We start from the raw sequence: 25,112 nt of genomic DNA on the forward strand, positions 1-25,112 counted from the left end.
CAGGCTACCTCCGCGGAGACGATCTGGATTGTTTCGCTTGGCTCGCAATGACGAGGGCGAGAGAGTTCTTCACGCCACCAGCGACAGCTGCGGCAGGCTCGCCACCACCGACTGATTACGCCCGCCCGCCTTGGCGGCATAGAGCGCCTTGTCGGCGGCGGCAACCAGGACCGGCCAATCCATACCCGCATCGGGAACGAGGCTTGCGATACCGCAGGAGACGGTCGACATTGCCTGATCGTCGGACCAGCCCTGCACCTTGAGACGGATGGTCTCGGCGACCTTGAAGGCGTTGGTGGCCGACATGTTCGGCAGCAGTACGGCGAATTCCTCGCCGCCGTAGCGCGCGGCGCAGTCGCCGGCGCGGCTCACCGAATCGGAAATGCAGATGGCGATGCCGACCAGCACCTGGTCGCCGGCCTGGTGGCCGAACGTGTCGTTGTAGGCCTTGAAGTGATCGGCATCGATCATCAGCAGCGCGATCGGAACCTTCTGGCGCATCGCGCGCCGCCATTCAGTGTCGATGACGGAATCGAACTTGCGGCGGTTCTTCAGGCCGGTGAGTGCGTCCGTCGTCGCCATCTCCTCGAGCTTTCGCTCGGCCTCGGCGCGCCTGCCGATCTCGCGCGCGAGCACGAGCGTCGATGCCAGCACGAACAGCGCGAGCGCCAGCACAACTGCGCCGATGCGGTAGGCTTCTTTCTGCCAGAGTTCGAATACTGCGGCCAGAGGCTTGCCCGCCACCACGAACAGCGGTCCGCTGCCGCCGCTGCGGACGTAGAGCCGCGGCGTCGGATCGACCGGGCCCTGTCCCGAATAGGAGTCGCCGGCCCGGAGATTGTCCGCTCTCCAGGTTCGGCGGTCGTTCAGGTTCGTGCCGATGATGTCGAGATCGAACGGCCGCCGCATCATGATGGTGCGATCGCGCTTGAGCACCGTGATGGTGTCTTCAGGGTCGAGGTTCAGACGCTCGAACAATTCGTGGAAGTAGCTGAAGCGGATCGAGCCGGCGACGACGCCGAGAAAGCCGCCGTCGGTATCGCTGATGCGGCGGCTCAGCACGATCGAGTAGGCACCGCGAAACAGCATCGGGCGGCTGATGAAGAGCCCGGCGCCCGGATTGTCGCGATGCACCCTGAAATAGTCCTCCTCGCTCCGATTCTCGGCGAGGGGATCGAGCGTGGACGCGTCGATGGTCAGCCGGCCCTCGGCATCGAAGACCTGAATGGCACCGAAATGCTTGGCCGTCGTCGCATGGTCGAACAGGATCAGGTGGCGGATCGTCTTGGAAACAGTCGCGAGCTCGGGCAGCAGCATGTTGCTGGCGACCGCCTTCAGCGACAGGTCGTAGATCTCGACGTTCCGGTTCACGTCGGATTCGATGGTGGTCGCGAGGTTCTCCAGCGTCTGGCGGGCGAGCGCCTCCTCGCCCCGGCGCATGTCGAGCATGACGTTGACGCAAATGGCGGAAAAGCCGATCACCGTCACCACGGACGATATGATCAGCAGTTTCGCTGAAATCCGCCACGGCTGGCGGGCCATGACGTCGCGCCATCCAGACAGCATCGTTTGCTCCCGGACATAGTGGATGCGCCCGAAAGCTTGAGTAGTGTTTAAGGTAGGACGGCGCTGCCGCAATGAGTTAAGAATCGGTTTATGCGACGCACGGTTTTGAGCAGCTGATGTGAGAGGACAATCGTGAACGACTATCTCGCGTTGCGCGACTATCTGCTGCGGCAGAAGCAGGAGGAGTTTGTGCTGAGCTTCGAGCAGATCGAGGAGATCATCGGCGCGGCGCTGCCGCGCGCGGCGCAGCGCGCCTCCTGGTGGGACAGCCTGCGCAGCCCCGACATCCAGATGCCGCAACGCGAAGCGTGCCTTGCCGCGGGCTTCGTGGCGACGCGCATGCCCGATGGCGAGAGCGTGAGGTTCAGGAAGCAGAAGTCGAAGAAGCGGTGAGGCCGCGCCGCATGATCCTGCGCTGGCTTGGTGGGATCCTTGGCGCAGCGCTGATCGGGTTGGGCATGCTGTCAGCGCTCGCCTTCGAATTCCGCTATTGGCGTTGGCGCGACTGCTTCAACGAACTCGGCCGGTGCTACGACCCGGTCTCGCAGGACGTCTACCTCGAGCAAGCGGGGTTGGTGTGGGGCGGTCTTGCGGTGGTCTCGCTGCTGCTGGGGCTTGGACTGCTGATGAGTCTGCGGCGCAGACAGAGCTAGCTCGCCGCTTCGAGCCGCACTTCCGTCAGCAGGCGCATCGCGGCATCGGCGTCCATCGGCTCGCCAAAAGCGAAACCTTGCGCGTATTCGCAGCCCATCTGGTAGAGCTCGACGGCGTCGGAATCGGTCTCGGCGCCTTCCGCCACCACGTCCATTCCAAGATCGTGCGCGAGCGCGATGATCGATTTCAGGATCACCGGGCGGGTGCCGCGGCTGGTGGTGCGCACGAAGGACTGGTCGATCTTGATGGTGTCGAACGGGAAGCGCTGCAGATAGGCCAGCGAGGAATGGCCGGTGCCGAAATCGTCGAGCGACAGCCCCGTGCCGAGCTCGCGGATTCGCGTCAGCATCTGCGCGGCGTGCTCCGGATTCTCCATCACCAGCGATTCCGTCAATTCGAGCTTCAGCGTGCCGCGCGCAACCGAGGAGCGCGACAGCACGGTACGGATGTCGTGGATCAGGTCGTGGCGCAGCAATTGCCGCGAAGAGACGTTGACCGAGGCGAAGATCGGGTCGCGCGAGCGCATCGCGCGTTGCCAGATCGAGAGCTGCTTGGCGGTCTGGTCGAGCACGAACATGCCGAGGTCGACGATCAGGCCGGTCTCTTCGGCGATGGTGATGAATTCCGACGGTGCCATGCGCCCGAGCTTCGGATGATCCCAGCGCGCCAGGGCCTCGAAGCCGGCGATCGAGCGATCCTCCAGCCGCACGATCGGCTGGTACAGGATGGTGATCTCCTGCCGCTCGATGGCCCGGCGCAGCTCGCTCTCCAGGGTCAGGCGATCGGTCTTCCGCGCGCGCATCGCGGGCTTGTAGACGTCGATGCGGTCGCCGCCGATCCGCTTGGAATGATACATCGCCAGCTCGGCGTCCTTGATGATCTCGTCCGTCAGCTGAACCTGGGGATCGGAGAGCGCGAGGCCGATCGAGGCGGTGAGGAAGATCTCCCGGTCGTTGAAGGCGATCGGCGCGCGGATGGTCTTGCGGATGGTCTCGGCGAAGGCGGTGATGCGCGCCGGGTCCTGCTCCGAGAGCAGGATCAGGCCGAACTGGTCGCCGGCCATCCGGGCCAGCGTGTCCTGCGGCTTCAGGATGCGGGTGAGGCGGCGGGCCAGCGTCAGCAGAATGGAATCGCCGACCGCAATGCCGACGGAATCGTTGACCTGCTTGAAACGGTCGAGGTCGATCACCATCAGCGTCGGCCGCAGCGTCGGCATGGTCTTGGCGAAGTTGGCGACGGCACCCAACCGGTCCATGAACAGCTTGCGGTTGGGCAGGCCGGTGAGGTTGTCGTGCACGGAATCGTGCAGCAGGCGCTCCTCGGCGTTGCGCAATTCCGTGACGTCGGTGAGCGTGCCGACGACGCGCGAGACCTCGCCGTCCGAGCCGACCACGGGCCGGGCCTTCAGTGCGAACCACATGAAATGACCGTCCGGCGTGCGCAGGCGGAAATCCTGCACCAGCCGGCCGCGGCGCTGGTCGAGCACGCTGTCGAGCGCGGCGCGGAAACGGTCCTGGTCGAGCGGATGCAGCACCTCGAGCCATGAGGCTGCAGGACCTTCGAGCGTGCCGCGCTTCAGTCCAAGCAGGGCTTCGGTCTCGGGGCTGGTGAAGACCTTATCGGCAGACACGTCCCAGTCCCAGATCAGATCGCCGGAGCCGGCCAGCGCCAGCGCCCGGCGCTCGATGTCGGAGACGATGCCGGTGGTGGCGCCGCCGCCGGCGAAAGCGTGCTGCATCACGGTGAATCCGATCAGCATCACGATCAGCACGAGGCCGCCGAGCAGGGCCGGGCCGACGATGTCGTTGGTGACGGAGCCGGCCACCGTCATGCCGGCGGCGGCCACCCAGACCACCAGGAGGAACCAGGTCGGGATCAAGAGCACCGCACGGTCGAAGCCGTGGGTGGAGAGATAGACGATCAGCGCGAAGCCGGCGAAGGCGATTAGCACCAGCGAAATACGCGCGATGCCGGAGGCCACCGCCGGATCGAACAGCGCGAGCGCCACCAGCGAGCCGAGAAAGGCGAGCCAGCCGATCGTGATGTGCGAATAGCGCACGTGCCAGCGGCTGAGATTGAGATATGCGAACAGGAACACGAGCAGCGTTGCCGCCAGGATCGCTTCGCCCGCCGCGCGCCAGATGCGCTCGGCGTTGTTCGACATGTCGAGCACTTTGCCCCAGAAGCCGAAATCGACGCCGATATAGACCAGCACCGCCCAGGCCAGCGCTGCGGCGGCCGGGAACATGATGCTGCCCTTCACCACGAACAGGATGGTCAGCACCAGCGCGAGCAAGCCAGAGATGCCGATCACGATGCCCTGGTAGAGCGTGAACGAGTTGACCTTGTCCTTGTAGGCTTCCGGCTCCCACAGATAAAGCTGTGGCAGCTTGTCGGTGCGCAGCTCCGCGACGAAGGTGACGACGGCGCCGGGGTCGAGCGTGATGCGGAACACGTCCGCGGTGGCGCTTTCCTGACGTTCCGGCCGATCGCCGATCGAGGGCGTGATGGTCGCGATGCGCGACAGGCCGAGGTCGGGCCACAGCAGCCCGGAGGAGACGATGCGATAGTGCGGTGCGACGATCAGGCGGTCGAGCTGGTCGTCGGTGTTGTTGGCGAGCGCGAACACCACCCAGTTCTGCCCGCCTTCGCGCGCGCGCACCTCGATGCGGCGGACGATGCCGTCGGTGCCGGGCGCGGTGGAGACCTGGATGCGGTCGGCATCGCTGCGCTGATGCTCGAGCACGCCGGTGAGGTCGATCGCGGGCGCGTCGCTACGGACGCTGACGGCGTCGAGCGCGCGCGCGGGATACGCGGCGACAAGAATCATGAGGCCCAGCGCGATGGGCGCGAGGCACCTGATCAGACGCAAGGCCAGTTCTCCGCGTTCGACGCAAACTCTTCAGTGCAAGGCGAATCTAAAAGGCGATATCGGACCGGGACGGAAGTGGTCCGGTGCGTCGCGATAGATGCCACGAAAGCGAGGGAAATCAAAGGGTTTCCACCCTGCCCGCTGGGCCGATGGCCTAGACCTCCAACACAATTTTGCCAATATGTGCGCTCGTCTCCATGCGCCGGTGAGCATCCGCCGCCTTTTCCAGCGGGAAAGTGCTGTCCATGACCGGCTTGATGCGGCCTTCGCGCAAAAGCGGCATCACTTTCTCTTCGATCGCAGCCACCATCGCCGCCTTGTCCGCATTACTACGGGGGCGCAGAGTCGAGCCGGTATGGGTCAGGCGCTTGACCATCACCTTGGCGATGTTGACGCTGACCTTCGGGCCGTTGAGGGTCGCGATCTGGACGATGCGGCCGTCGACCGCCGCAGCATCATAGTTGCGATCGACATAGTCGCCGGCGACCATGTCGAGGATCAGGTTGACACCAACGTTGTTGGTCTCAGCCTTGACCACGGCGACGAAATCCTCGGTCTTGTAATTGATGGCGCGGTCGGCACCCAGCTTGAGGCAGGCGTCGATCTTGTCCTGCGATCCCACCGTGACGAACACCTTCGCGCCGAATGCCTTGGCAAGCTGGATCGCCATGGTGCCGATGCCGGAGGAGCCGCCATGGATCAGCAGCGTCTCGCCGGCCTTGAGGCCGCCGCGCTCGAACACGTTGTGCCAGACCGTCATCAGGGTTTCCGGCAGCGCGCCGGCCTCCTTGATGGACAGTGCCGGCGGCACGCTCATCGCCTGGGCATCCTGGGCGATGCAGTACTGCGCATAGCCGCCGCCGGCGACCAGCGACATCACCTTGTCGCCGATCTTGTGCCGCTTGGCATTGCTGCCGACCGCGACCACTTCGCCCGCAATCTCCAGGCCTGGCAAGTCGCTGGCGCCGGGCGGCGGCGGATAGGCACCGGAGCGCTGCGCCACGTCGGGCCGGTTGACGCCGGCAGCCTCGACCTTGACCAGGATTTCGTCGGGACCGGGCTGCGGCAGCGCCCGTTGTTCCGGCACCAGCACCTCCGGTCCGCCGGGCTTGGAGATGGCGACCACGGTCATTTGCGCGGGCAGCTTGTCCATGATGTGTCCTTGGGCAAAGGTGCGGGATGAAAGCGAGGCCCTTGCTTAGCCAGCGCCATCCAAGCTGGCAACCGCCTCGGTCATGGTCCGGCGCGAACGCAGGAGGAACGAGGATGCCGATCGAAGACGACGACCGCCCGCGCAAGAAGATCAGCCATGAAATCGGTCAAGATCTCTCGCTGTTGTCAGTCGAGGAACTGACCGAACGCGTCATGCTGCTCAAGACCGAGATCGCACGACTGGAAGAAGCGGCCGCAAAGAAGCGCGCCTCACGCGATGCGGCGAACAGTATTTTCAAGTCGTAATCTCTTCGCCGTCATTCCGGGGCGGCGCGTCGGCGCCGAGCCCGGAATCCATCACCCCAGGAAATCGAAACGGGCACCTGACAAGGCGGGCCGCTGCATCCACTCGTGATTATGGATTCCGGGCTCGCGACGTCGTCGCGCCCCGGAATGACAGTGATAGCGTTCGTGCCGCACTGCGTTGGAGCGCAAGACCTCGGCTCGGCCACTGGCCGACATGGCTAACGAAGTCTCAAAAAATTTGCTCGTTTACTTCGAATTAAGCTTTCGGGTTTATGACTGGAACTGTCCTCGTTTGGACACCGAGTGGCTCCTGTCCACTCTGTTTGACGCCTCCCTGTTATCAACTTTCAAAGCCGCCGGTCTTCCGGCGGCTCTTTTTTGCGTTTTTGCATCTCGTTGCGGTTGAATTCCCGGGGAGCGACCCGCGGAAACCATATCTGCGCTTGTCACTGGACTCCGCGTCCCGCTCGCGCAATGATTTGTTTATCATAAGCCGGCGCCAAAGCCGGACAGTCAAACAGTTGCGTAAGAGGCGTTAACCATGGAACGTTTGCAGGCCGACGGCGCTCTCGTTCAACTCAGCGAGCGGTTCACCAACTCTGCAGCCTTCGGCAACCTGTTCCGTGAGGGCATGGACCTCGTCGAGGAAACCGCTGCCTATCTCGACGGCGCCGGCCGCATCGAAGCCAAGGCGCTCGATCGCGCCGTCAGCCTGACCTACGCGACAGAGAGCATGCGCCTCACCACGCGTCTGATGCAACTCGCCTCGTGGCTGCTGCTGCATCGCGCCGTGAAGGAGGGCGAGATGACGCTGAGCCAGGCCAACCGCGAGAAGACCAAGGTCAAGCTCACCGCCGCCGATCCCGGTCCCGCCGACACCATCGAGAAGCTGCCCTCCCAGCTCCAGGACCTGATCCATCGCTCGATGAGCCTGCAGACCCGCGTGCGCCGCCTCGACAGCACGATCCACACCCCGCCGACCGAGCATGCAGCGATCGGCAACCCTCTGGTGCCGCAACTCAACGCGCTGAAGGCCGCGTTCGAGCGGTAGCGTCTGTCCGTCGCCATTGCGAGCGCGCGAAGCAATCCGGAAATCCCTCTGCGGAGGAAGTGTGGATTGCTTCGCCGCATCAGCGCAAATTGCTCCGCAATTTAGTTTGTCGCGAGCTCCTCGCGATGACGCTGGCCCCAAAACAAAAACGCCCCTGATTTCCTCAGGGGCGTTTTTCGTCTCCAGCCTTGCGGCCGGCTCAGTCCTTTTTGAGAAAGCCCGAAAACTTCTTCTGGAAGCGCGAGACGCGGCCGCCGCGGTCCATGATCTGCGCGGAGCCGCCGGTCCAGGCCGGGTGCGACTTCGGGTCGATATCGAGGTTCAGCGTGTCGCCTTCCTTGCCCCAGGTCGAGCGGGTCAGGTACTCGGTTCCGTCGGTCATGACGACTTTAATCGTATGATAATCTGGATGAATCTCGGCTTTCATGGCAATTCCTCGGCGCTCCGGCGCCTTCTTGGGTGGCTAGCGAATGACGGATTTGGGCGGCTCTATACCTCACGAAATCAGGCAAAACAAGCTGTGCCGGCCTGTTGAAGCGGGGTTTGCCCCTAAGGGACATCCCGGATTTGCCACTACCCGCGCACCGGCCTAATTGGGAGCGAACGCATGCAACGGGTCGAATCTCATGAGCGCAGTGGAACGGCTTGATGACCAATATGTCGATCGGCCCGAAATGAACGTCGCGGACACGCCATCGATCGAGGATGAGCTGATCGAGCAGCCGGCGAAGGGACGCGCAAAGCTCCGGCCGTTGCTGGCGCTCGCGCCCTATGTGAGCCGCTATCGCGGCCGGGCGGCGCTGGCCTTCGTCGCGCTCACGGTTGCCGCGCTGACCACGCTGCTGGTGCCGATCGCGGTGCGCCGCATGATCGATTTCGGCCTGACGCCCGAGGGCATCGAGCTGATCAACAGCTATTTTTCGGTGATGCTGGCGGTGGTCGCCGTGCTCGCGCTCGCGAGCGCGGCGCGCTACTACCTCGTGATGACGATCGGCGAGCGCATCGTCGCCGACCTCAGGCGCGACGTCTTCGGCCATCTGCTGTCGCTGTCGCCCGCCTTCTTCGATTCGGCGCGCAGCGGCGAGCTGATCTCGCGGCTCACTGCCGACACCACCCAGCTCAAATCGGCGGTCGGCGCCTCCGTGTCGATCGCGCTGCGCAACCTCATGATGTTTTTGGGCGCCGCCGCGATGATGGTGATCACGAGCCCGAAACTTTCTGGTTTCGTGCTGCTGGCCATTCCTCTCATCGTGCTGCCGCTGGTCGCCTTCGGGCGCTGGGTACGCCGCCTCTCGCGCAATGCGCAGGACACCCTCGCCGACGCCTCCGCCTATGCCGGCGAACTGGTCGGCGCGATCCGAACCGTGCAGGCCTATACCAGCGAGCAATTTGCCCAGAAGCGTTTCGGTGGCGAGGTGGAACAGGCCTATGAGGCCGCGCGCACCTCGACCCAGGCCCGCGCCGTGCTCACGGCCATCATCATCTTCATCGTGTTCGCGAGCGTGGTCGCGATCCTCTGGATCGGCTCGCATGACGTGCTCTCCGGCGCGATCACGCCGGGCCGGCTCGGTCAGTTCGTGCTTTACGCGGTGTTCGCCGCGGCCGGCCTCGGCCAGCTCAGCGAGGTCTGGGGCGAGGTCTCGGCGGCATCGGGCGCGGCCGAGCGCCTGTTCGAGATCCTGCACGTGAAGCCCGAGATCACCGCGCCCGCGGCGCCGCTTGCGCTGCCGGTGCCGGCGCGCGGCGAGGTCGGTTTCGAGCAGGTCAGCTTCGCCTATCCGGCGCGGCGCGACGTCAAGGTGCTCGATGCCGTGTCGTTCACCGTGCGCCCCGGCGAGAAGGTCGCGATCGTTGGTCCCTCGGGCGCCGGCAAAAGCACGATCTTTCATCTCTTGCTGCGCTTCTACGATCCGCGCAGCGGAACGATCTCGCTCGACGGCGTACCGGTCAAATCCGCCGATCCGCGCGATTTCCGCGCCCGCATCGCGCTGGTGCCGCAGGAATCCGTGGTGTTCGCGGCAAGTGCCCGCGAGAACATTCGCTTCGGCCGGCCCGATGCGACCGATGCGGAGGTCGAGCGCGCCGCCGAGCTCGCGCACGCCGCCGAGTTCATCCGCCGCCTGCCGGAAGGTTTCGAGACGGCGCTCGGCGAGCGCGGCGTGACGCTGTCCGGCGGCCAGCGTCAGCGCATCGCCATCGCCCGCGCCATCCTGCGCGATGCGCCGCTCCTGCTGCTTGATGAAGCCACCTCCGCCCTGGACGCCGAAAGCGAGACGCTGGTGCAGACCGCTCTGGAAGAGCTGATGCGCCACCGTACCACGCTCGTCATCGCGCATCGCCTTGCAACCGTGCTGTCCTGCGACCGCATCCTGGTGATGGACCAGGGCAAGATCGTCGAGCAGGGCACGCATGCCGAGCTCGTCGCTGCGAACGGGCTTTATGCGAGGCTGGCGAGGCTGCAGTTCGAGGGGGCGTGAGGCGGGCAGCGTTGGAGAGGGAGCCTACGGCTTCCATTCCATCTTCAGCACCGGCCGGCCCGAGGTCGGGTTCACATCGTCGCCTGCATGGGCAAAGCCGTTGCGCTCGTAGAAGCGGATGGCGCGGGCATTGTCCTTGTTGACGAGAAGCGTGACCCCTGAAGCTGACAGCCGCTTGGCCTCGTCCACCAGCAGCCTTGCCGCGTCTGTTCCCCAATGGACGGGATCAACCACGAGCTGGTCGAGATAGCCTTCGCCATCGATGGTGACGAAACCGATCAACGCGCCGTCAAGCTCTGCCACCACGATCGCGGCCTTCGGCACCAGGTCTTTGCGCCAGCGCCCGCGCCACCATTCGAGCCGCGCCGCAAAGTCGATCTGCGGGTAGGCCTGCTGCCAGGTGCGATGCCAAAGGTCGATTGCGGCGGCCTCGTCCTCAGAGCGATAGGGGCGGAGTTGGATCATCGGGATTGACTCGTCATGGCCGGGCTTGACCCGGCCATCCATTCATTTTGAAAAGAATCCCTCCTGATGGATTGCCGGGTCAAGCCCGGCAATGACGAAGCGGGATGTATCTGACGCCACTACCGCTCCGTCAGCTTCAGCTCGATGCGGCGGTTGCGCTTGTAGGCTTCCTCGCTGTTGCCGGGATCGAGCGGCTGGAATTCGCCGAAGCCGGCCGCGACGAGGCGCTGGGCGGGCACGCCGAGCGAGATCAGGTACTGCACCACCGAGATGGAGCGGGCCGCCGACAGATCCCAGTTCGACTTGAAGTTCGCGCCGCTCACCGGCCGCACGTCGGTGTGGCCGTCGACTCGCAGCACCCAGGGAATCTCGCTCGGGATCTTCTTGTCGAGCTCGATCAGCGCGGCCGCCAGCGTGTCGAGCTCGGCGCGGCCCTCGGGCAGCAGCATCGCCTGTCCGGTGTCGAAGAAGACTTCGGACTGGAACACGAAACGGTCGCCAACGATACGGATGTCGGGGCGGTTGCCGAGGATGGCACGCAGGCGGCCGAAGAATTCGGAGCGGTAGCGCGATAATTCCTGCACGCGCTGCGCCAGGGCGACGTTGAGGCGCGATCCCAGATCGGCGATCCGGTTCTGCGATTCCTTGTCCCGCTTCTCGGAGGCATCGAGCGCTTCTTCCAGCGCCGCCAATTGCCGCCTGAGCGCACTGATCTGCTGGTTCAGCACCTCGATCTGGGCAAGTGCCCGTGCCGAGACCGCCTTCTCCGAGTCCAGCGCCTTGCCGAGCTCCGCCGTCTTGCCTTGCGCGTCGTTCCCGGCGGCGGCGAGGCCATCGTAGAGACCCTTGATGCGGTCGCGCTCGCTCTCGGCCGAGGCGAGGCCGGCTTTCAGCTGCGAGACCTGGTCGTCGAGCGTAAGCTTGCCCAGCTTCTCGAGCGAGAGCAGCTCGTTGAGCTGGGCGATCTTGGCATTAAGCTGCTCCAGCGCCTTGTCCTTGCCGGTGACCTCCTGCGACAGGAAGAACTGCACGACCAGGAACACGGACAGCAGGAATACGATCGATAGAACCAGCGTCGACAGCGCATCGACGAAGCCGGGCCAGTAATTGAGGCCGCCTTCGCTGCGGCGGGCGCGGGCAAGAGCCATGGTCGCTTCTTTCGTCTAGCTGCTAACTCTTCTCAGGCTGGCGCGCGATCCGCTCCAGCAGGCGCCGGATCTCGCGGTTCTGCTCGCCCTGACCGTCGGCCCATTCGCGGATCATCTGCTGCTCGGTGCGCATGTGCGAGACCAGCGCCTGGATCGCTTCGGCAAGGCTCGCCATCGCCGCCGTGGTGCCGCGGCTGCCGCTGCCTTCTTCCAGCACCGAGCGCAGCCGCTCCACCGCGGCCTGGAGCTCGCCGCTGGCGACGCCCCCGCCGGAGGCGGCAGGCACCTCGCTGCCGCCATATTCGCGCACGGTGGTGGCAAGCCAGTCTTCGAGGTCGGTGTAGAAGCGGTTCTGCGCCTGGCTCGACTGCAGGTCGAGGAAACCGAGGACCAGCGAGCCGGCAAGTCCGAACAGGGAGCTGGAGAACGAGATGCCCATGCCGCCGAGCGGGGCGGCGAGGCCCTCCTTCAGCGTGTCGAACAGCGCCCCGGAATCGCCCCCGACCTTGAGCCCGTCGATGACCTTGCCGACCGAGCCGACCGTCTCGATCAGACCCCAGAAGGTGCCGAGCAGGCCGAGGAAGACCAGGAGGCCGGTCATGTACCGCGAGATGTCGCGGGCCTCGTCCAGGCGCGTCGCGATGGAATCGAGCAGATGCCGCATCGTGGTCTGGGTGATCGTCATCCGCCCAGAGCGCTCGCCGCCGAGGATGGCCGCCATCGGCGCCAGCAGTTTTGGGTGCCGGGCCGGCGCAAGGCCCGGATCGGCGATGCGGAAATTGTTGACCCAGGAGACCTCGGGATAGAGCCGGATGACCTGGCGGAAGGCCAGCACGATGCCGATGAACAGCACGGCCCCGATCAGGGCGTTGAGCCCGGGATTGGCGAAGAAGGCCTGGATAATCTGTTTGTAGAGCACCACGCTTACCAGCGCGCAGAGCACCAGGAAGACCAGCATCCGCACCAGGAAGACGCTGGGCGAGGACAGCTTGGTGTACTCGATATCCATGGTGGAGCGGGAAGTGCCAGACGGCATGGCCGGTATCATCCGTTACGTAAGCTTGCTTGCAGTGCGCACTATGGCACAGCGCCAGCCCAAAAAAAGCGCCGGATGCGCCGATTTCGGGGACAGCCCCTCGGAACCCGGGCCGGAAGCGGCGCTTTGATAAGCAGGTGACTGCAAGCTCGACATTCTGGGGCCGCATGAGCGTCGTTTCCGCGATCATCGGGACTGCCGAACGCGTGCCGCTACCGGATGTGGTGATGCGCGCCGCGATCCAGCGGCTGTGCTCCCGCACCGCCATGCGCCTTGCCGGCCATGACGCCGCCGCCGATGCCGCCTTTGCCGGCCGGATGATGCTGCGGCCGATCGCCGAGCAACCGGAGGCCGGGCGTAACGATGTGCCCGTGGCCCTCTCCGCGGAGGTGCTCGGCCCGAACCGGAAGTACTCCTGCGGCTTCTACAAGACCACTGCGACCACCCTGCAGGAAGCCGAGGAGGAGGCGCTGCGCCAGACCGTCGAGCATGCCGGTCTCGCCGACGGGCAGACCATCCTGGAGCTCGGCTGCGGCTGGGGCTCCTTGTCGCTTTGGATGGCCCGGCAGTTTCCGCACGCCAAGGTGACGGCGGTAGCGACCTCGCAGGCGCAGCGCGCGTATGTCGAGGAGCAGGCAGAGCAGCGCGGTTTGCTGAACCTGCGTGTGGTTGCGGCGGACATGAACGTGTTCGCGCCCAACGGCCAATTCGACCGCATCGTCTCGGTGGAGACGTTCGAGCGGATGATGAACTGGCGTAAGCTGCTGACGCGCTTGCGCTCATGGCTCGCGCCCGACGGGCGCTTCTTGATGCACATCGCAACCCATCGCACCGGGTCCGATCTGTTCGACCGGTCCGATCGCGACGGCGGGATCGCGCAGCATGTCTTCACGGGCGGGCTGATGCCGAGCCATCATCTCGTCAGGCAATTCGACGACATCTTTGCGATCGAGAAGGAATGGTGCTGGAGCGGTACGCACTATCAGCGCACCGCCAACGACTGGCTCGCCAATTTCGATGCGCGTCGCGGCGCGATCGAGGTGTGCCTGCGCAGGGTCTATGGCGAGGAGACCGCCCGGTTGATGCGTCGCTGGCGGTGGTTCCTTCTCGCGACATCAGGCTTGTTCGGCTATGCTGGGGGAACTGAATGGGGAATCAGCCACTATCGGATGAAAGCCGCCGACTGATTGCGATGTTCCGTCGCAGCACGCGGCGATGGAACTGGACTCACAATCGAGTGACTTGGCCAAACCTTCGTGATTTCAATGACTTGCGTCGTGTGACAATGAGCCGCCCGCGATACGCGTTGCGTCGCAGCAAGTCCATTCTATTTTGAAGGTACCGGCCGCCGCAGAGAGGCCCAGAATGGGCCCACGCGGAGCGCGATCAGTATCAACAATATCGGGGCACTACACTTCATGTCAGGACTTCGCGCGCGATCGGCATGCGTTGCATTGATGCTCGCGGCCCTTACGCCGCTACTCGGTGCTTGCGACGAATCCAGCTCCGCCATTTCCGCAGCCCAGCCGGTGGCCCCCGATGTCAGCGTGGTCGTCGTCAAGCCGCAGCCGCGGTCCGTGGTCCGCGAACTGCCGGGCCGCATCGCACCGACGCGGGTGTCGGACGTGCGGCCGCGCGTGTCCGGCATCGTGGTTGCGCGTCTGTTCCGGCAGGGTAGCGAGGTAAAGGCGGGCGATCCGCTCTATCGCATCGATCCGCGCCCCTTCGAGGTCGAGGTGATGGCCAATGAGGCCGCGCTTGCCAAGGCTGAGGCGGCATTGATGCAGGCCAGGCAGCAGGCACATCGCATCGCGACCCTCACCAAGGATCGCGCTGCTCCGGAAGCCGAGAATGAAAAGGCGATCGCAGCCGAGCGCCAGGCCCATGCCGAAGTCGAGGGCCGCAAGGCTGAACTCGCCCGGGCAAAGCTCAATCTCGATTATGCGACCGTGCGTGCGCCGATCGACGGCGTGGTCGGTGCGGCGCTGGTCAGCGAGGGTGCACTCGCCGTGCAGAACGAGACCAATCTCGCCACGATCCAGCAGCTCGATCCGATCTACGCCGACTTCACCCAATCGGTGAACGAACTGAATCAGCTCCGCCGTTCCTTCGAGACCGGCGACCTCGAGCGCATCGCCTCGGATACCGCCAAGGTGCGCCTGGTGCTCGACGACAACACCATCTATTCCCTTGAGGGCAAGCTGCTGTTTTCCGACGCCAAGGTCGACGCCCACACCGGGCAGGTGACGTTGCGCGGCGAGTTTCCGAACCCCAAACGCGAATTGCTGCCGGGCATGTATGTCCGTGTCCGCATCGAACAGGGTCTCGATTCCGATGCGATTGCGGTGCCGCAGCAGGCGGTCCAGCGCAACGGCGGCGGTGGCAGCGAGGTATTCGTCGTCAAGGACGATAACCATATCGCGGTACAGGCGGTGCGCACAGGTTCGGTGCAGGACGGACTCTGGTTCGTTACCGAAGGCCTGAAGGCCGGCGACAAGGTCGTGGTCGAAGGGTTCCAGAAGTTCGCAGCCGGCGACAAGGTGCAGCCTCAGCCCTGGTCCGAGGTGGGCGCGACCGCGGATAACCGGCACGCCCAGCAGCAGGTCACGCGGTAACGGACAGCTCCGCGGGTGCTTCGGCATCTTGGGGAGCCTGCCACAGCGGGTGTCTCGAAGGATGGCGACCGAGGACAGCCGGGCCCTCATGGTGAAACGCGCGTTCCGCGCCCTCGCTGTGAGAACGCAGTGAAACAACGAGGGTAGAGCGGCAAATGCCGAGTTTCTTCATCGACAGGCCTATTTTCGCCTGGGTCGTCGCGCTGTTCATCTGCTTGATCGGCGCGATTGCGGTGCCGCTGCTGCCGATCGCGCAATACCCGATCATCGCGCCGCCATCGATCTCCATCTCGACCAGCTATCCCGGCGCCTCGCCGGAAAACCTCTACAACAGCGTCACGCGGCTGATCGAAGAGGAGCTCAACGGCGCATCCGGCATCCTCAACTTCGAATCGACCAGCGACTCGCTCGGACAGGTCGAGATCATCGCCAATTTCCAGCCGGGCACCGATACCAACGACGCCTCGGTCGAGGTGCAGAACCGCATCAAGCGCGTCGAGGCGCGCCTTCCGCGCGCGGTGATGCAGCAGGGCATCCTGATCGAGGAAGCCTCCAGCGCGGTGCTTCAGATCATCACGCTAAGCTCGACCGACGGCAGCCTGGACGAGGTCGGCCTCGGCGACTTCATGATTCGTAACGTGCTGGGTGAGATCCGCCGCATTCCCGGCGTCGGCCGCGCCACGCTGTACTCGACGGAGCGCTCCCTTCGCGTCTGGGTCGATCCGGCCAAGCTCGTCGGCTATGGGCTGACCGCCGATGACGTAAACAAGGCCATCGCCGCGCAGAACGCGCAGGTGGCCTCGGGCAGCATTGGTGCGGAGCCTTCGACGTCCAACCAACGCACTTCGGCGCTTGTGCTGGTCAAGGGCCAACTCTCCTCGCCCGACGAGTTCGGCGCCATCATCCTGCGAGCCAATGCCGACGGCTCGACCGTGCGCCTGCGCGATGTCGCGCGCGTCGAGGTCGGCGGCCTCAGCTACCAGTTCAACACACGCCTCAACGGCAAGCCGACCGCGGGTCTGTCGGTGCTGATGTCGCCGACCGGCAATGCGCTGGCGACCGCGAGCGCGGTCGAAGCCAAGATGAAGGAGCTGTCGCGCTTCTTCCCGGCCAACATCACCTACGAGATCCCCTACAACATCACGCCCGTGGTCGAGGCCTCGATCAAGAAGGTGCTGACGACGCTGGTGGAAGCCGTGGTGCTGGTGTTCGTGGTGATGTTCCTGTTCCTCCAGAACATCCGCTACACCATTATCCCGACCATCGTGGTCCCGGTGGCGCTGCTCGGCGCCTGTACCACGCTGCTGCTCGCCGGCTACTCCATCAACATGCTCTCGATGTTCGGCATGGTGCTCGCGGTCGGAATTCTCGTCGACGACGCCATCGTCGTGGTCGAGAACGTCGAGCGCATCATGGCCGAGGAAGGCCTGCCGCCGAAGGAAGCGACACGCAAGGCGATGTCGCAGATCACCGGCGCCATCATCGGCATCACCTTGGTGCTGATGGCGGTGTTCGTGCCCATGGCGTTCTTCCCGGGCTCGGTCGGCATCATCTACCGCCAGTTCTCAGTCACCATGGTCGCCGCGATCGGCTTCTCGGCCTTCCTCGCGCTGTCGCTGACCCCGGCGCTCTGTGCGACCCTGCTCAAGCCCGTCGCCAAGGGACACGCTCATTCGAGCAACTTCGTATTCGGCTGGTTCAACCGCGTGCTGGAAGCCACGCGATTTCGCTACGAGGGGACGGTCGGCTTCTCGCTGAAGCGCACCGGCCGGCTGATGCTGGTCTATGCCGCGCTGCTGGTCGGCCTTTCCTGGGCCTTCGTCAGCCTGCCCGGCGGCTTCCTGCCGGTCGACGACCAGGGCTTCATCACCACCGACGTGCAAACGCCTTCAGATTCGTCCTACGCCCGCACCGAGGCCGTGATCGAGAAGGTCGAAAAATACCTTGCCGCGCGGCCGGGCGTCAAAGACGTCACCTTCCTCACGGGCTTCAGCTTCTCCGGTCAGGGCATGAACACCGCGCAGGCCTTCATCACCTTGAAGGATTGGTCGGAGCGCGGACCGCAGGATTCCGCCGCGGCGATCGTCAACGACGTCAACCGCGACCTGGGCTCGTCGATCCGCGACGCCAAGATCGCGGCGCTGCAGCCGCCGCCGATCGACAATCTCGGCAACTCCTCCGGCTTCTCGTTCCGCCTGCAGGACCGCGGCCAGAAGGGCTATCCGGCCTTGATGCGCGCCGCCGACCAGCTGATCGCGGAGGCCAATGCGAGCCCGGTGCTTCAGAAGGTCTATATCGAGGGCCTGCCAGAGGCTGGCGTGGTCAATCTCATGGTCGACCGCGAGAAGGCCGGCGCCTTCGGTGTCACCTTCGAGGACATCAACAACACGATCTCGACCAATCTGGGCTCCAACTACATCAACGACTTCCCGAACCGCGGCCGCATGCAGCGCGTCGTGGTGCAGGCCGACGCCCGCGACCGCATGCGGACCGAGGACATCCTCAACTACAACGTCAAGAACAGCCGTGGCCAGCTGGTGCCGTTCTCGTCCTTTGCCACGGTGGAATGGGCGCGCGGTCCGACGCAGATCGCCGGCTTCAACTATTATCCGGCGGTGCGAATCTCCGGCGAAGCCAGGCCCGGCTTCACCTCGGGCGACGCGATCGCCGAGATGGAGCAACTGGCCGACAGGCTTCCGCGCGGTTTCGGCTATGAATGGACCGGACAATCGCTGCAGGAAAAACTGTCGGGCTCGCAGGCGCCGTTCCTGTTGGCACTGTCCGTGTTCGTGGTGTTCCTGTGCCTCGCAGCACTCTATGAAAGCTGGACCATCCCGCTCGCGGTGCTGCTCACCGTCCCGCTGGGCATCGTCGGCGCGGTGACCGCGGCGATGCTGCGGGGCTTGCCCAACGACGTCTACTTCACCGTCGGCCTCATCACCATCATCGGCCTCGCCGCGAAGGACGCGATCCTGATCATCGAGTTCGCGAAGGATCTGCGGAAAGAAGGCAAGCCGCTGGTGGAAGCCACCATCGAAGCCTGCCGCCTGCGCTTCCGCCCGATCCTGATGACCGGCCTCGCCTTCATCTGCGGCGTGCTGCCGATGGCGATTGCCCACGGCGCCGGCGGCGCCAGCCAGCAGGCGCTCGGAAGCGTCGTGATGGGCGGCATGATCGCCGTGGTGATCCTGGCGCTGTTGATGGTGCCGGTGTTCTTCGTCTCGGTGCAGCGCGTGCTGGGCGGGGACCGGGAGCCGGCGACGGCCAATGAAGGCAAGAAGGCCTATGGAGGACCGCCGGCGCGGGCGCACACGAGCCATTGAGGCACTCGTGCGTCATTCCGGGCGCGCGCAACGCGAGCCCCGGAATGCATCGAGCTACAATGGATGCGGGTGAATGGATTCCCGGGTTCGCGCCAGGAGGCGCGCCCCGGAACGACGATCGAGAAGCCGCGTCTTACGCCGCTTTCCGCAAGATCTTCACCAGTTCCCCGTGCACGAATTCGTTGCCGCACACGACGTGGCCTGTGGTCAGCGCATCACCCGGCGTGTCGATGTCGCTCACTGTGCCGCCCGCTTCCTTGACCATGATCTGTCCGGCCGCGATGTCCCAGGGCGACAAGTTCCGTTCCCAATAGCCATCGAGGCGGCCGGCGGCGACGAAGGCGAGGTCCAGCGAGGCGGCGCCGAAGCGGCGCAGGCCCGCGACGCGGTCCTGGATCGCGGTCATCTCGCGGCGGAATTCCTCGTGGTCGCCGCGACCGATATGGGGCAGGCCGCAGGCCACCACGCATTCGTTCAGCTGGCGCCGGCCGGCCACGCGCAGGCGCTGGTCGTTGAGGAAGGCACCCTTGCCGCGCTCGGCGATGTAGAGCTCGTCATTGGCGGGATTGTAGATCACGCCGGCGATCACCGTGCCTTCGCGGGCGAGGCCGATCGAAATCGCGAATTGCGGGATGCCGTGCAGGAAGTTGGTGGTGCCGTCGAGGGGATCGACGATCCAGGTGTGGCTCTTGTCCGTGCCCTCGCGGGTGCCGCCTTCCTCGCCGATGAAGCCGTAGCCGGGCCGCGCCTTGGCGAGGTCCTGGTAGAGGATCTCCTCGGCGCGCTTGTCGGCGAGAGAGACGAAATTCGCCGGCCCCTTCAGCGAGACCTGCAGATGCTCGATCTCGCCGAGATCGCGCTTGAGGCTGCGGCCGGCGCGGCGCGCGGCCTTGACCATGACGTTGATAGTGGCGGAGTACAGCATGGGCTCTGGACTTGAACGGGGGAAATGGCGCGAAAACCGCCGGGTTGAGGCAGTGGGTGCCCTGCGAGGGACCCAACGTCAAGTCATTTGGTCCCGAGCCATTTCTTGGCGGCGGCCTCCGCCTTGGCCCGTTCCTCGGCCGGCAGATCGGACAATTGCTTGTCGAGCTCCGGGTCGCCCTTGCCGGCGGTCTTGGCCACCAGGTGCCATTTGAAGCCCTCGACCTTGTCCACGGGTGTGCCCGCGCCGTTGATCAGCACCCATGCCAGGCGGTTCTGTGCGATCGCGCTGCCCTGGCGCGATGCCTTGCGGAGCAGGGCTACGGCCGCGGGCTGGTTCTTCGGCGTGCCGGTGCCGTTGAACATGGCGATGGCATATTCGACCTCGGCATCGACGTTGTCGGCCAGTGATGCGGCCTGGAGCAGCCGCACCGCGCGTTCAGGATCCTTTGGAACGCCGGTGCCTTCCTTGTAGAAGGTCGCCAGCGCGTATTGCGCCTCGGGCAGGCCGGCATCGGCGGCCTGACGCAGCAGTTCCGCCGAGCGCCGGACGTCCTGCGGCAAGGTCTGGCCGTCGAGGTAGAGCAACGCGAGATTATAGGCCGCCTTGGGCTCGCCGAGCTTGGCGGCGGAGGCCATCAGCCTGACCGCCTCGTTCTTGTCGACCGTGCCGCCACGGCCGGAGATGCGCAGCATGGCGAGCGCGAACATCGCCTCGCGGTCGCCGGCATCGGCGGCGCGCTTGTACCATTCGGCCGCCTTGGCGTAGTCGCGGCGGATGCCCATGGCGTTGGAATAGAGCTCGCCGAGCATGGTCATGGCCTTGGGATCGCCGGCTTGCGCACGGGCGGTGGCGAGCTCGAAGGCGGTCTTGTACTGGCCGCGCTGATAGGCGCCGTAGACGAGGTCGACATTGGGATCGTCTGGCGGCGGCGCGGGGATCACGGTCGCGGCCGGCTTGGGCGAGGGAGAGGCCGAAGGTTTCGGCGCCGGTGCTGCCTCTTTCTTCTTGGCGGGCGCGGGCGGTTTTGCCTTGTGCTTCTCCGCCGGTGCGCTCGGCGTCGTGGCCGGCGGCGCGATCTGAAGCTGCGCGACCGCGGGCGCTGTCAGCAGCAGCGTGGCCAGCAGGGTGATGCAGGGGAGCTTCATGTCGGGCGCTAGCCGTGCTCCTGGCCTGCAGGATTCTGGCTCGCGGTCGCCGTCGCGTGGGCCTTCTTGATCGCGGCGTCGACTTCGATCAGCGCAGCCTTGGGCCCGCGCGGATCGGTCCAGATGAAGTCGACCAGCACGAAATCGGCGCCGCTCGCGGCGAAGTCGTAGGCCTCCTCCAGCGAAACGGCAAAGCCGACGCAGGGCGGCTCGAACAGCTCGGCCCACCAGTCCAGCCGTTCGGCGATGGCCTGGGACGACGGCCGCTGGCCGTTCTCGTCGGGCTCGCCGAACAGCACGTAGTCGGCGCCCATCTCGCCCGCGCTCATGGAATCGTGACGCGTGGCGAGGCCGCCGACGCCGGCGATGCGATCGGGCTTGAGCGAGGGCGCCGCCTCTTCCAGCGCGGCAAGGCCGGTGAGATGCGCGCCGTCAGCGCCGCCGCGCGCGACGATGTCCGGATGACCGTCGACGAGGAGTGCCGCGCCCGCCTTCTGCACCGGCGGCGCCAGCGCCTTGACCCGCGAGATCATGGTGCGCTGGTCGGTCTCCTGCAGCCGCAGCAGCACGGCGGCGACGTCGGCCGAGGCGAGCAGGCCCGGCAGCTCGGCGACGAGCGCAGCGGGATCATCGACCACAGGCGTCGCGAGGTAGAGACGCGGCGCCGGGCGCGGCGGGGGCGGTTTGTTCGACAAGGTCTAGGCTGCCTTCTGTTCCAGGCTGCTTTGCCATTCGCCCGTGGAAGCAAGGCCGTTCATCCGTGCGCGATGGCTGAAGGCGCGCTGCCCCGCGGCGACGTTCTCGGCCTTGCCGGACCAGGCCTTCTGCGGCGCCGCCTGCAGCGCGCGGCCGTAGGAGAAGGTCAGCCCCCAGGGCAGCGGGCCGAGCCTGTGCATGGCGTTGAGATGCGCGGTCGCCTCCTCGTCGGACTGGCCGCCGGACAGGAAGGCGATTCCGGGCACCGCCGCCGGCACGCAGGATTTGAGCAGCCGTATCGTCTTCTCCGCGACCTCTTCGACGGAGGCCTGCTTCGGACATTTCTTTCCTGCGATCGCCATGTTCGGCTTCAGCACCATGCCTTCCAGCGCGACGCGCTGCACGCGCAGCTCCTGGAAGGTCTTGTTGAGCACGCGCTGCGTCACTTCATAGCAGCGCTCGATGTCGTGGTCGCCATCCATCAGCACCTCGGGCTCGACGATCGGCACGATCTGCGCCGCCTGGCACAGCGCCGCATAGCGCGCCAGCGCGTGGGCGTTGACGCTGATCGCGGTCATCGAGGGGATGCCCCGGCCGTCAGTGCCGCTGCCGATGTCGATCACCGCGCGCCATTTGGCGAAGCGGGCGCCGCGCTCGTGATATTTCTTCAGCCGCTCGGCGAGCCTGTCGAGCCCGACGGTGACTGTTTCACCCGGGCACATCGGCAGGGCTTGCGTGCCCTCGTCGACCTTGATGCCGGGAATGGCACCGCTCTGCTCGATCAGCTTCACCAGCGGCGTGCCGTCCTTGGCGTTCTGCCAGATGGTTTCGTCATAGAGGATGACGCCGGAGATGTACTGGCTCATCGCATCCTTGGCGCGAAACAGCATCTCGCGATAGTCGCGGCGGTTCTCTTCGGTGGATTCCACGCCGATCGCATCAAAGCGCTTCTTGATGGTGCCGGAGGATTCGTCGGCGGCAAGGATGCCCTTGCCGGGCGCGACCATCGCGGTCGCGATCTTGTTGAGCTCAGTCAGATTCATCGAGAGGTCTCCCAAAACGACTCTGCCCTTGCCCGGGAAAATAGACCGTTCTCGGGCAATTGCCGAGTTAACGTTGGTCGCAGGTTAAGGGGGGAGACCGGGTCCTTCCGGGGCGCGCCCCTTGGCGCGAGCCAGGAATCCATTGATCCGCGTCGATGGTGGCACCATGAATTTCCGGGCTCGCGCTACGCGCGCCCCGGAATGACGGAAGACGGTGCTGCGGTCCTTACGCCGCCTCCGCGATCGCTACGCGACGCGGGGATCGAGTTCACCCTTGGCATAGCGCTTGGCCATTTCGGCCGTCGTCAGAACCTTCTTGATTTTCGAAGCCTGCCCCGCGGTGTTGAATTCCTGCAGGCGCTGCTTGCACAGCTTGGTCATCGCTTCCATCGCGGGCTTCAGGTACTTGCGCGGATCGAACTCCTCCGGGCTGTCCTTGAGCACTTTCCGGATCTGGCCGGTCATCGCCATGCGGTTGTCGGTGTCGATATTGATCTTGCGCACGCCGTTCTTGATGCCGCGCTGGATCTCGGCAACAGGCACGCCCCAGGTCGGCTTCATCTTGCCGCCATAGGCGTTGATGATGTCCTGGAGCTCCTGCGGCACCGAGGAGGAGCCGTGCATGACCAGATGCGTGTTCGGCAGCTTGCGGTGGATCTCCTCGATCACGTTCATGGCGAGGATGTCGCCGTCGGGCTTGCGGGTGAACTTGTAGGCACCGTGCGAGGTCCCCATCGCGATCGCGAGCGCGTCGACCTTGGTCTCCCTGACGAACTTCACGGCTTCGTCAGGATTGGTCAGGAGCTGGTCGTGGCTGAGCTTGCCTTCGGCGCCGTGGCCGTCTTCCTTGTCGCCCATGCCCGTCTCGAGCGAGCCGAGCACGCCGAGCTCGCCCTCCACGGAGATGCCGCCGAGATGGGCCATATCGGTCACCGTCTTGGTGACGCCGACATTGTATTCCCAGTCTCCGGGGGTCTTGCCGTCGGCCTTCAGCGAGCCGTCCATCATCACGGAGGTGAAGCCGGCCTGGATCGCGGTCATGCAGGTCGCCGGCTCGTTGCCGTGATCGAGATGCACGCAGACCGGAATGTGCGGATAGATTTCGGTCACCGCGTCCATCATGTGCTTGAGCATGACGTCGTTGGCGTAGGAACGCGCGCCGCGCGAGGCCTGGATGATGACGGGCGCATCGACCTGGTTGGCCGCGTCCATGATGGCCAGCGCCTGCTCCATGTTGTTGATGTTGAAGGCCGGTACGCCGTAATCGTTCTCCGCCGCGTGGTCGAGCAGTTGACGTAACGTGATCCGAGCCATCTGTCTTTTTCTCCCGTTGGGGCCTGCGAGGCCGCTTGCTTACTTGATGCGCAGAACTTCGACGCCGGGCAGGGGCTTGCCTTCCATCCATTCGAGGAACGCGCCGCCGGCGGTCGACACATAGGTGAAGTCACCGGCCACATGGGCCTGGTTGAGCGCCGCGACGGTGTCACCGCCGCCCGCGATCGAGATCAGCTTCTTGGCCTTGGTGCGCTCGGCGGCGTGCTTGGCGGCCGCGACCGTGCCGCGGTCGAACGGCTGCATCTCGAAGGCCCCGAGCGGTCCGTTCCACACCAAGGTTGCCGCATCATCGATCGCTGCGTGGACGCGCGCGATCGATTGCGGACCGACATCGAGGATCATGCCGTCGGCGGGGATCGCATCGAGCCCATAGGCATGCGACGGCGCGTTGGCCGCGAAGTGATAGGCGACGACAGCATCCACGGGGAGAATGATGGCGCAATTGGCGGCGTCCGCCTTCTCCATGATGCGCAGCGCGGTGGCGGCCAGGTCCTTCTCGGCCAGCGACTTGCCGACCGCGACGCCCTGGGCGTGCAGGAAGGTATTGGCCATGCCGCCGCCGATCACGAGCGCGTCGACCTTGGTGACGAGATTTTCCAGGAGGTCGATCTTGGTCGAGACTTTCGCGCCGCCGATGATCGCGATCACGGGCTTGGTCGGCGATCCCAGCGCTTTCTCCAGTGCGTCCAGCTCGGCCTGCATTGTGCGGCCGGCATAGGCCGGCAGCTTGTGGCCGAGGCCCTCGGTCGAGGCGTGGGCGCGGTGTGCGGCCGAGAACGCGTCGTTGACCCAGATGTCGCCGAGCTTGGCGAGCTCCGCGACGAAGGCGGAATCGTTCTTTTCCTCTTCCTTGTGGAAGCGGGTGTTTTCCAGGCACAGGATGTCGCCGTCCTTCAGGCTGGCGACGGCCTTGGCCGCCGGCTCGCCGATGCAATCCTCGGCGAAGGCGACCGGCTTCTTCACGACCCTGGCCAGCGCTTCGGCGACCGGCTTGAGCGAGTCCTTGGCATCGCGTCCCTTCGGCCGGCCGAAATGCGCGAGCAGAATGACCCTGCCGCCCTTGCCGGCGATCTCCGTGATGGTCGGCGCGACGCGTTCGAGCCGGGTGGCGTCAGTGACGCGCCCGTTCTCCATGGGCACGTTGAGGTCGACGCGCAGCAATACGCGCTTGCCCGTCACGTCGACGTCGTCGAGGGTGCGGAATGTGTTGGTCATCGGACGCTTCCTTGTCCCGGGCCTCTAGGAGGTCATTCCGGGGCGGCGCGCTGGCACCGAACCATGGTGCGCAATTGCGCCCCGG

Annotated in this window: 21 protein-coding genes; 8 read left to right on the forward strand and 13 right to left on the reverse strand. The window is 65.3% G+C overall.

Annotated elements, in window-relative coordinates; all coding sequences use genetic code 11:
* Positions 1 to 69 precede the first annotated feature (69 nt).
* Positions 70 to 1,566 carry a sensor domain-containing diguanylate cyclase gene (locus ASG57_RS22020; protein WP_024337545.1) on the reverse strand — a complete coding sequence of 499 codons (1,497 nt, stop codon included), beginning with the start codon at positions 1,564 to 1,566 and terminating at the stop codon, positions 70 to 72.
* Between the two features lie 132 nt (positions 1,567 to 1,698).
* Here ASG57_RS22020 and ASG57_RS22025 point away from each other — a divergent pair, with 132 nt between their 5' ends.
* Together ASG57_RS22025 and ASG57_RS22030 are read left to right on the forward strand one after the other, a co-directional pair.
* Positions 1,699 to 1,959 carry a DUF7662 domain-containing protein gene (locus ASG57_RS22025; protein WP_024337546.1) on the forward strand — a complete coding sequence of 87 codons (261 nt, stop codon included), beginning with the start codon at positions 1,699 to 1,701 and terminating at the stop codon, positions 1,957 to 1,959.
* Positions 1,960 to 1,970: 11 nt separating this feature from the next.
* A complete protein-coding gene (locus tag ASG57_RS22030; protein WP_057197439.1) occupies positions 1,971 to 2,219 on the forward strand; it encodes a hypothetical protein in 249 nt (82 codons plus the stop codon).
* On the opposite strand, the gene ASG57_RS22035 is transcribed toward ASG57_RS22030, so the two are convergent.
* Both ASG57_RS22035 and ASG57_RS22040 read right to left on the reverse strand, forming a co-directional pair.
* On the reverse strand, positions 2,216 to 5,092 hold the full coding sequence (locus ASG57_RS22035) for an EAL domain-containing protein (RefSeq protein ID WP_024337548.1): 2,877 nt from the start codon (positions 5,090 to 5,092) through the stop codon (positions 2,216 to 2,218). The two genes, ASG57_RS22030 and ASG57_RS22035, sit on opposite strands and share 4 nt — an antisense overlap.
* A 154-nt stretch (positions 5,093 to 5,246) precedes the next feature.
* Complete coding sequence (locus tag ASG57_RS22040; RefSeq protein WP_057197441.1) at positions 5,247 to 6,245, reverse strand: NAD(P)H-quinone oxidoreductase; 999 nt, start codon at positions 6,243 to 6,245, stop codon at positions 5,247 to 5,249.
* Between the two features lie 113 nt (positions 6,246 to 6,358).
* Here ASG57_RS22040 and ASG57_RS22045 point away from each other — a divergent pair, with 113 nt between their 5' ends.
* Both ASG57_RS22045 and rcdA read left to right on the forward strand, forming a co-directional pair.
* Positions 6,359 to 6,550 (forward strand): DUF1192 domain-containing protein, encoded by a 192-nt coding sequence (locus tag ASG57_RS22045; RefSeq protein ID WP_024337550.1) that lies wholly within the window; start codon positions 6,359 to 6,361, stop codon positions 6,548 to 6,550.
* A gap of 541 nt (positions 6,551 to 7,091) precedes the next feature.
* Positions 7,092 to 7,601: a protease adaptor protein RcdA gene (gene rcdA, locus ASG57_RS22050; protein ID WP_024337551.1), complete on the forward strand. Its 510-nt coding sequence runs from the start codon at positions 7,092 to 7,094 to the stop codon at positions 7,599 to 7,601.
* A 199-nt stretch (positions 7,602 to 7,800) separates the two neighbouring features.
* Here rcdA and rpmE read toward each other — a convergent pair whose 3' ends face one another.
* The gene (gene rpmE / locus ASG57_RS22055) at positions 7,801 to 8,028 is read right to left on the reverse strand and encodes a 50S ribosomal protein L31 (protein ID WP_024337552.1); all 228 of its coding nucleotides are present in this window, start codon (positions 8,026 to 8,028) and stop codon (positions 7,801 to 7,803) included.
* Positions 8,029 to 8,227: 199 nt separating this feature from the next.
* Here rpmE and ASG57_RS22060 point away from each other — a divergent pair, with 199 nt between their 5' ends.
* The gene (locus ASG57_RS22060; RefSeq protein WP_024337553.1) at positions 8,228 to 10,078 is read left to right on the forward strand and encodes an ABC transporter ATP-binding protein/permease; all 1,851 of its coding nucleotides are present in this window, start codon (positions 8,228 to 8,230) and stop codon (positions 10,076 to 10,078) included.
* A 24-nt stretch (positions 10,079 to 10,102) separates the two neighbouring features.
* Here the strand turns inward: ASG57_RS22060 and ASG57_RS22065 are convergent, their stop codons facing one another.
* The 3 genes from ASG57_RS22065 to ASG57_RS22075 form a co-directional block, all read right to left on the reverse strand.
* Positions 10,103 to 10,543 carry a GNAT family N-acetyltransferase gene (locus ASG57_RS22065; RefSeq protein WP_029673927.1) on the reverse strand — a complete coding sequence of 147 codons (441 nt, stop codon included), beginning with the start codon at positions 10,541 to 10,543 and terminating at the stop codon, positions 10,103 to 10,105.
* Between the two features lie 119 nt (positions 10,544 to 10,662).
* Positions 10,663 to 11,691, reverse strand: a complete 1,029-nt coding sequence (locus ASG57_RS22070; RefSeq protein WP_024337555.1) for a peptidoglycan -binding protein — start codon at positions 11,689 to 11,691, stop codon at positions 10,663 to 10,665.
* Positions 11,692 to 11,713: 22 nt separating this feature from the next.
* On the reverse strand, positions 11,714 to 12,727 hold the full coding sequence (locus ASG57_RS22075; RefSeq protein ID WP_024337556.1) for a flagellar motor protein MotA: 1,014 nt from the start codon (positions 12,725 to 12,727) through the stop codon (positions 11,714 to 11,716).
* A gap of 167 nt (positions 12,728 to 12,894) precedes the next feature.
* Between ASG57_RS22075 and ASG57_RS22080 the strand changes: the two genes are divergently transcribed.
* The 3 genes from ASG57_RS22080 to ASG57_RS22090 all read left to right on the forward strand — a co-directional run bounded on the left by ASG57_RS22080 (position 12,895) and on the right by ASG57_RS22090 (position 18,665).
* Positions 12,895 to 13,914 (forward strand): SAM-dependent methyltransferase, encoded by a 1,020-nt coding sequence (locus tag ASG57_RS22080; RefSeq protein WP_057197443.1) that lies wholly within the window; start codon positions 12,895 to 12,897, stop codon positions 13,912 to 13,914.
* A 231-nt stretch (positions 13,915 to 14,145) separates the two neighbouring features.
* A complete protein-coding gene (locus ASG57_RS22085; RefSeq protein WP_029673928.1) occupies positions 14,146 to 15,342 on the forward strand; it encodes an efflux RND transporter periplasmic adaptor subunit in 1,197 nt (398 codons plus the stop codon).
* A gap of 155 nt (positions 15,343 to 15,497) precedes the next feature.
* Entirely contained in the window at positions 15,498 to 18,665 is a 3,168-nt protein-coding gene (locus tag ASG57_RS22090) for a multidrug efflux RND transporter permease subunit (protein WP_057197445.1), read from the forward strand.
* 133 nt (positions 18,666 to 18,798) lie between these two features.
* Here the strand turns inward: ASG57_RS22090 and ASG57_RS22095 are convergent, their stop codons facing one another.
* The 6 genes from ASG57_RS22095 to ASG57_RS22120 all read right to left on the reverse strand — a co-directional run bounded on the left by ASG57_RS22095 (position 18,799) and on the right by ASG57_RS22120 (position 25,027).
* On the reverse strand, positions 18,799 to 19,590 hold the full coding sequence (locus ASG57_RS22095) for an inositol monophosphatase family protein (RefSeq protein ID WP_024337560.1): 792 nt from the start codon (positions 19,588 to 19,590) through the stop codon (positions 18,799 to 18,801).
* An 83-nt stretch (positions 19,591 to 19,673) separates the two neighbouring features.
* Entirely contained in the window at positions 19,674 to 20,738 is a 1,065-nt protein-coding gene (locus ASG57_RS22100) for a tetratricopeptide repeat protein (RefSeq protein WP_057197447.1), read from the reverse strand.
* Between the two features lie 8 nt (positions 20,739 to 20,746).
* Positions 20,747 to 21,433: a thiamine phosphate synthase gene (locus tag ASG57_RS22105; protein ID WP_024337562.1), complete on the reverse strand. Its 687-nt coding sequence runs from the start codon at positions 21,431 to 21,433 to the stop codon at positions 20,747 to 20,749.
* 3 nt (positions 21,434 to 21,436) lie between these two features.
* On the reverse strand, positions 21,437 to 22,477 hold the full coding sequence (locus ASG57_RS22110) for a class I fructose-bisphosphate aldolase (protein ID WP_024337563.1): 1,041 nt from the start codon (positions 22,475 to 22,477) through the stop codon (positions 21,437 to 21,439).
* A 246-nt stretch (positions 22,478 to 22,723) separates the two neighbouring features.
* Positions 22,724 to 23,791: a class II fructose-bisphosphate aldolase gene (gene fba, locus ASG57_RS22115; protein ID WP_024337564.1), complete on the reverse strand. Its 1,068-nt coding sequence runs from the start codon at positions 23,789 to 23,791 to the stop codon at positions 22,724 to 22,726.
* Positions 23,792 to 23,830: 39 nt separating this feature from the next.
* Positions 23,831 to 25,027: a phosphoglycerate kinase gene (locus ASG57_RS22120; RefSeq protein WP_057197449.1), complete on the reverse strand. Its 1,197-nt coding sequence runs from the start codon at positions 25,025 to 25,027 to the stop codon at positions 23,831 to 23,833.
* Positions 25,028 to 25,112: the final 85 nt, after the last annotated feature.

It is taken from the genome of Bradyrhizobium sp. Leaf396, from assembly GCF_001424605.1.
Classification (GTDB): Bacteria; Pseudomonadota; Alphaproteobacteria; order Rhizobiales; family Xanthobacteraceae; genus Bradyrhizobium; species Bradyrhizobium japonicum_C.

Excerpts from the sequence above, each read along its gene's own strand:
- ASG57_RS22020 (WP_024337545.1), bottom strand. The coding sequence starts at position 1,566 with ATGCTGTCTGGATGGCGCGACGTCATGGCCCGCCAGCCGTGGCGGATT.
- ASG57_RS22030 (WP_057197439.1), top strand. The coding sequence starts at position 1,971 with ATGATCCTGCGCTGGCTTGGTGGGATCCTTGGCGCAGCGCTGATCGGG.
- ASG57_RS22040 (WP_057197441.1), bottom strand. The coding sequence starts at position 6,245 with ATGGACAAGCTGCCCGCGCAAATGACCGTGGTCGCCATCTCCAAGCCC.
- ASG57_RS22045 (WP_024337550.1), top strand. The coding sequence starts at position 6,359 with ATGCCGATCGAAGACGACGACCGCCCGCGCAAGAAGATCAGCCATGAA.
- rcdA (WP_024337551.1), top strand. The coding sequence starts at position 7,092 with ATGGAACGTTTGCAGGCCGACGGCGCTCTCGTTCAACTCAGCGAGCGG.
- rpmE (WP_024337552.1), bottom strand. The coding sequence starts at position 8,028 with ATGAAAGCCGAGATTCATCCAGATTATCATACGATTAAAGTCGTCATG.
- ASG57_RS22060 (WP_024337553.1), top strand. The coding sequence starts at position 8,228 with ATGAGCGCAGTGGAACGGCTTGATGACCAATATGTCGATCGGCCCGAA.
- ASG57_RS22065 (WP_029673927.1), bottom strand. The coding sequence starts at position 10,543 with ATGATCCAACTCCGCCCCTATCGCTCTGAGGACGAGGCCGCCGCAATC.
- ASG57_RS22070 (WP_024337555.1), bottom strand. The coding sequence starts at position 11,691 with ATGGCTCTTGCCCGCGCCCGCCGCAGCGAAGGCGGCCTCAATTACTGG.
- ASG57_RS22075 (WP_024337556.1), bottom strand. The coding sequence starts at position 12,727 with ATGCCGTCTGGCACTTCCCGCTCCACCATGGATATCGAGTACACCAAG.
- ASG57_RS22080 (WP_057197443.1), top strand. The coding sequence starts at position 12,895 with ATGAGCGTCGTTTCCGCGATCATCGGGACTGCCGAACGCGTGCCGCTA.
- ASG57_RS22085 (WP_029673928.1), top strand. The coding sequence starts at position 14,146 with ATGTCAGGACTTCGCGCGCGATCGGCATGCGTTGCATTGATGCTCGCG.
- ASG57_RS22090 (WP_057197445.1), top strand. The coding sequence starts at position 15,498 with ATGCCGAGTTTCTTCATCGACAGGCCTATTTTCGCCTGGGTCGTCGCG.
- ASG57_RS22095 (WP_024337560.1), bottom strand. The coding sequence starts at position 19,590 with ATGCTGTACTCCGCCACTATCAACGTCATGGTCAAGGCCGCGCGCCGC.
- ASG57_RS22100 (WP_057197447.1), bottom strand. The coding sequence starts at position 20,738 with ATGAAGCTCCCCTGCATCACCCTGCTGGCCACGCTGCTGCTGACAGCG.
- ASG57_RS22110 (WP_024337563.1), bottom strand. The coding sequence starts at position 22,477 with ATGAATCTGACTGAGCTCAACAAGATCGCGACCGCGATGGTCGCGCCC.
- fba (WP_024337564.1), bottom strand. The coding sequence starts at position 23,791 with ATGGCTCGGATCACGTTACGTCAACTGCTCGACCACGCGGCGGAGAAC.
- ASG57_RS22120 (WP_057197449.1), bottom strand. The coding sequence starts at position 25,027 with ATGACCAACACATTCCGCACCCTCGACGACGTCGACGTGACGGGCAAG.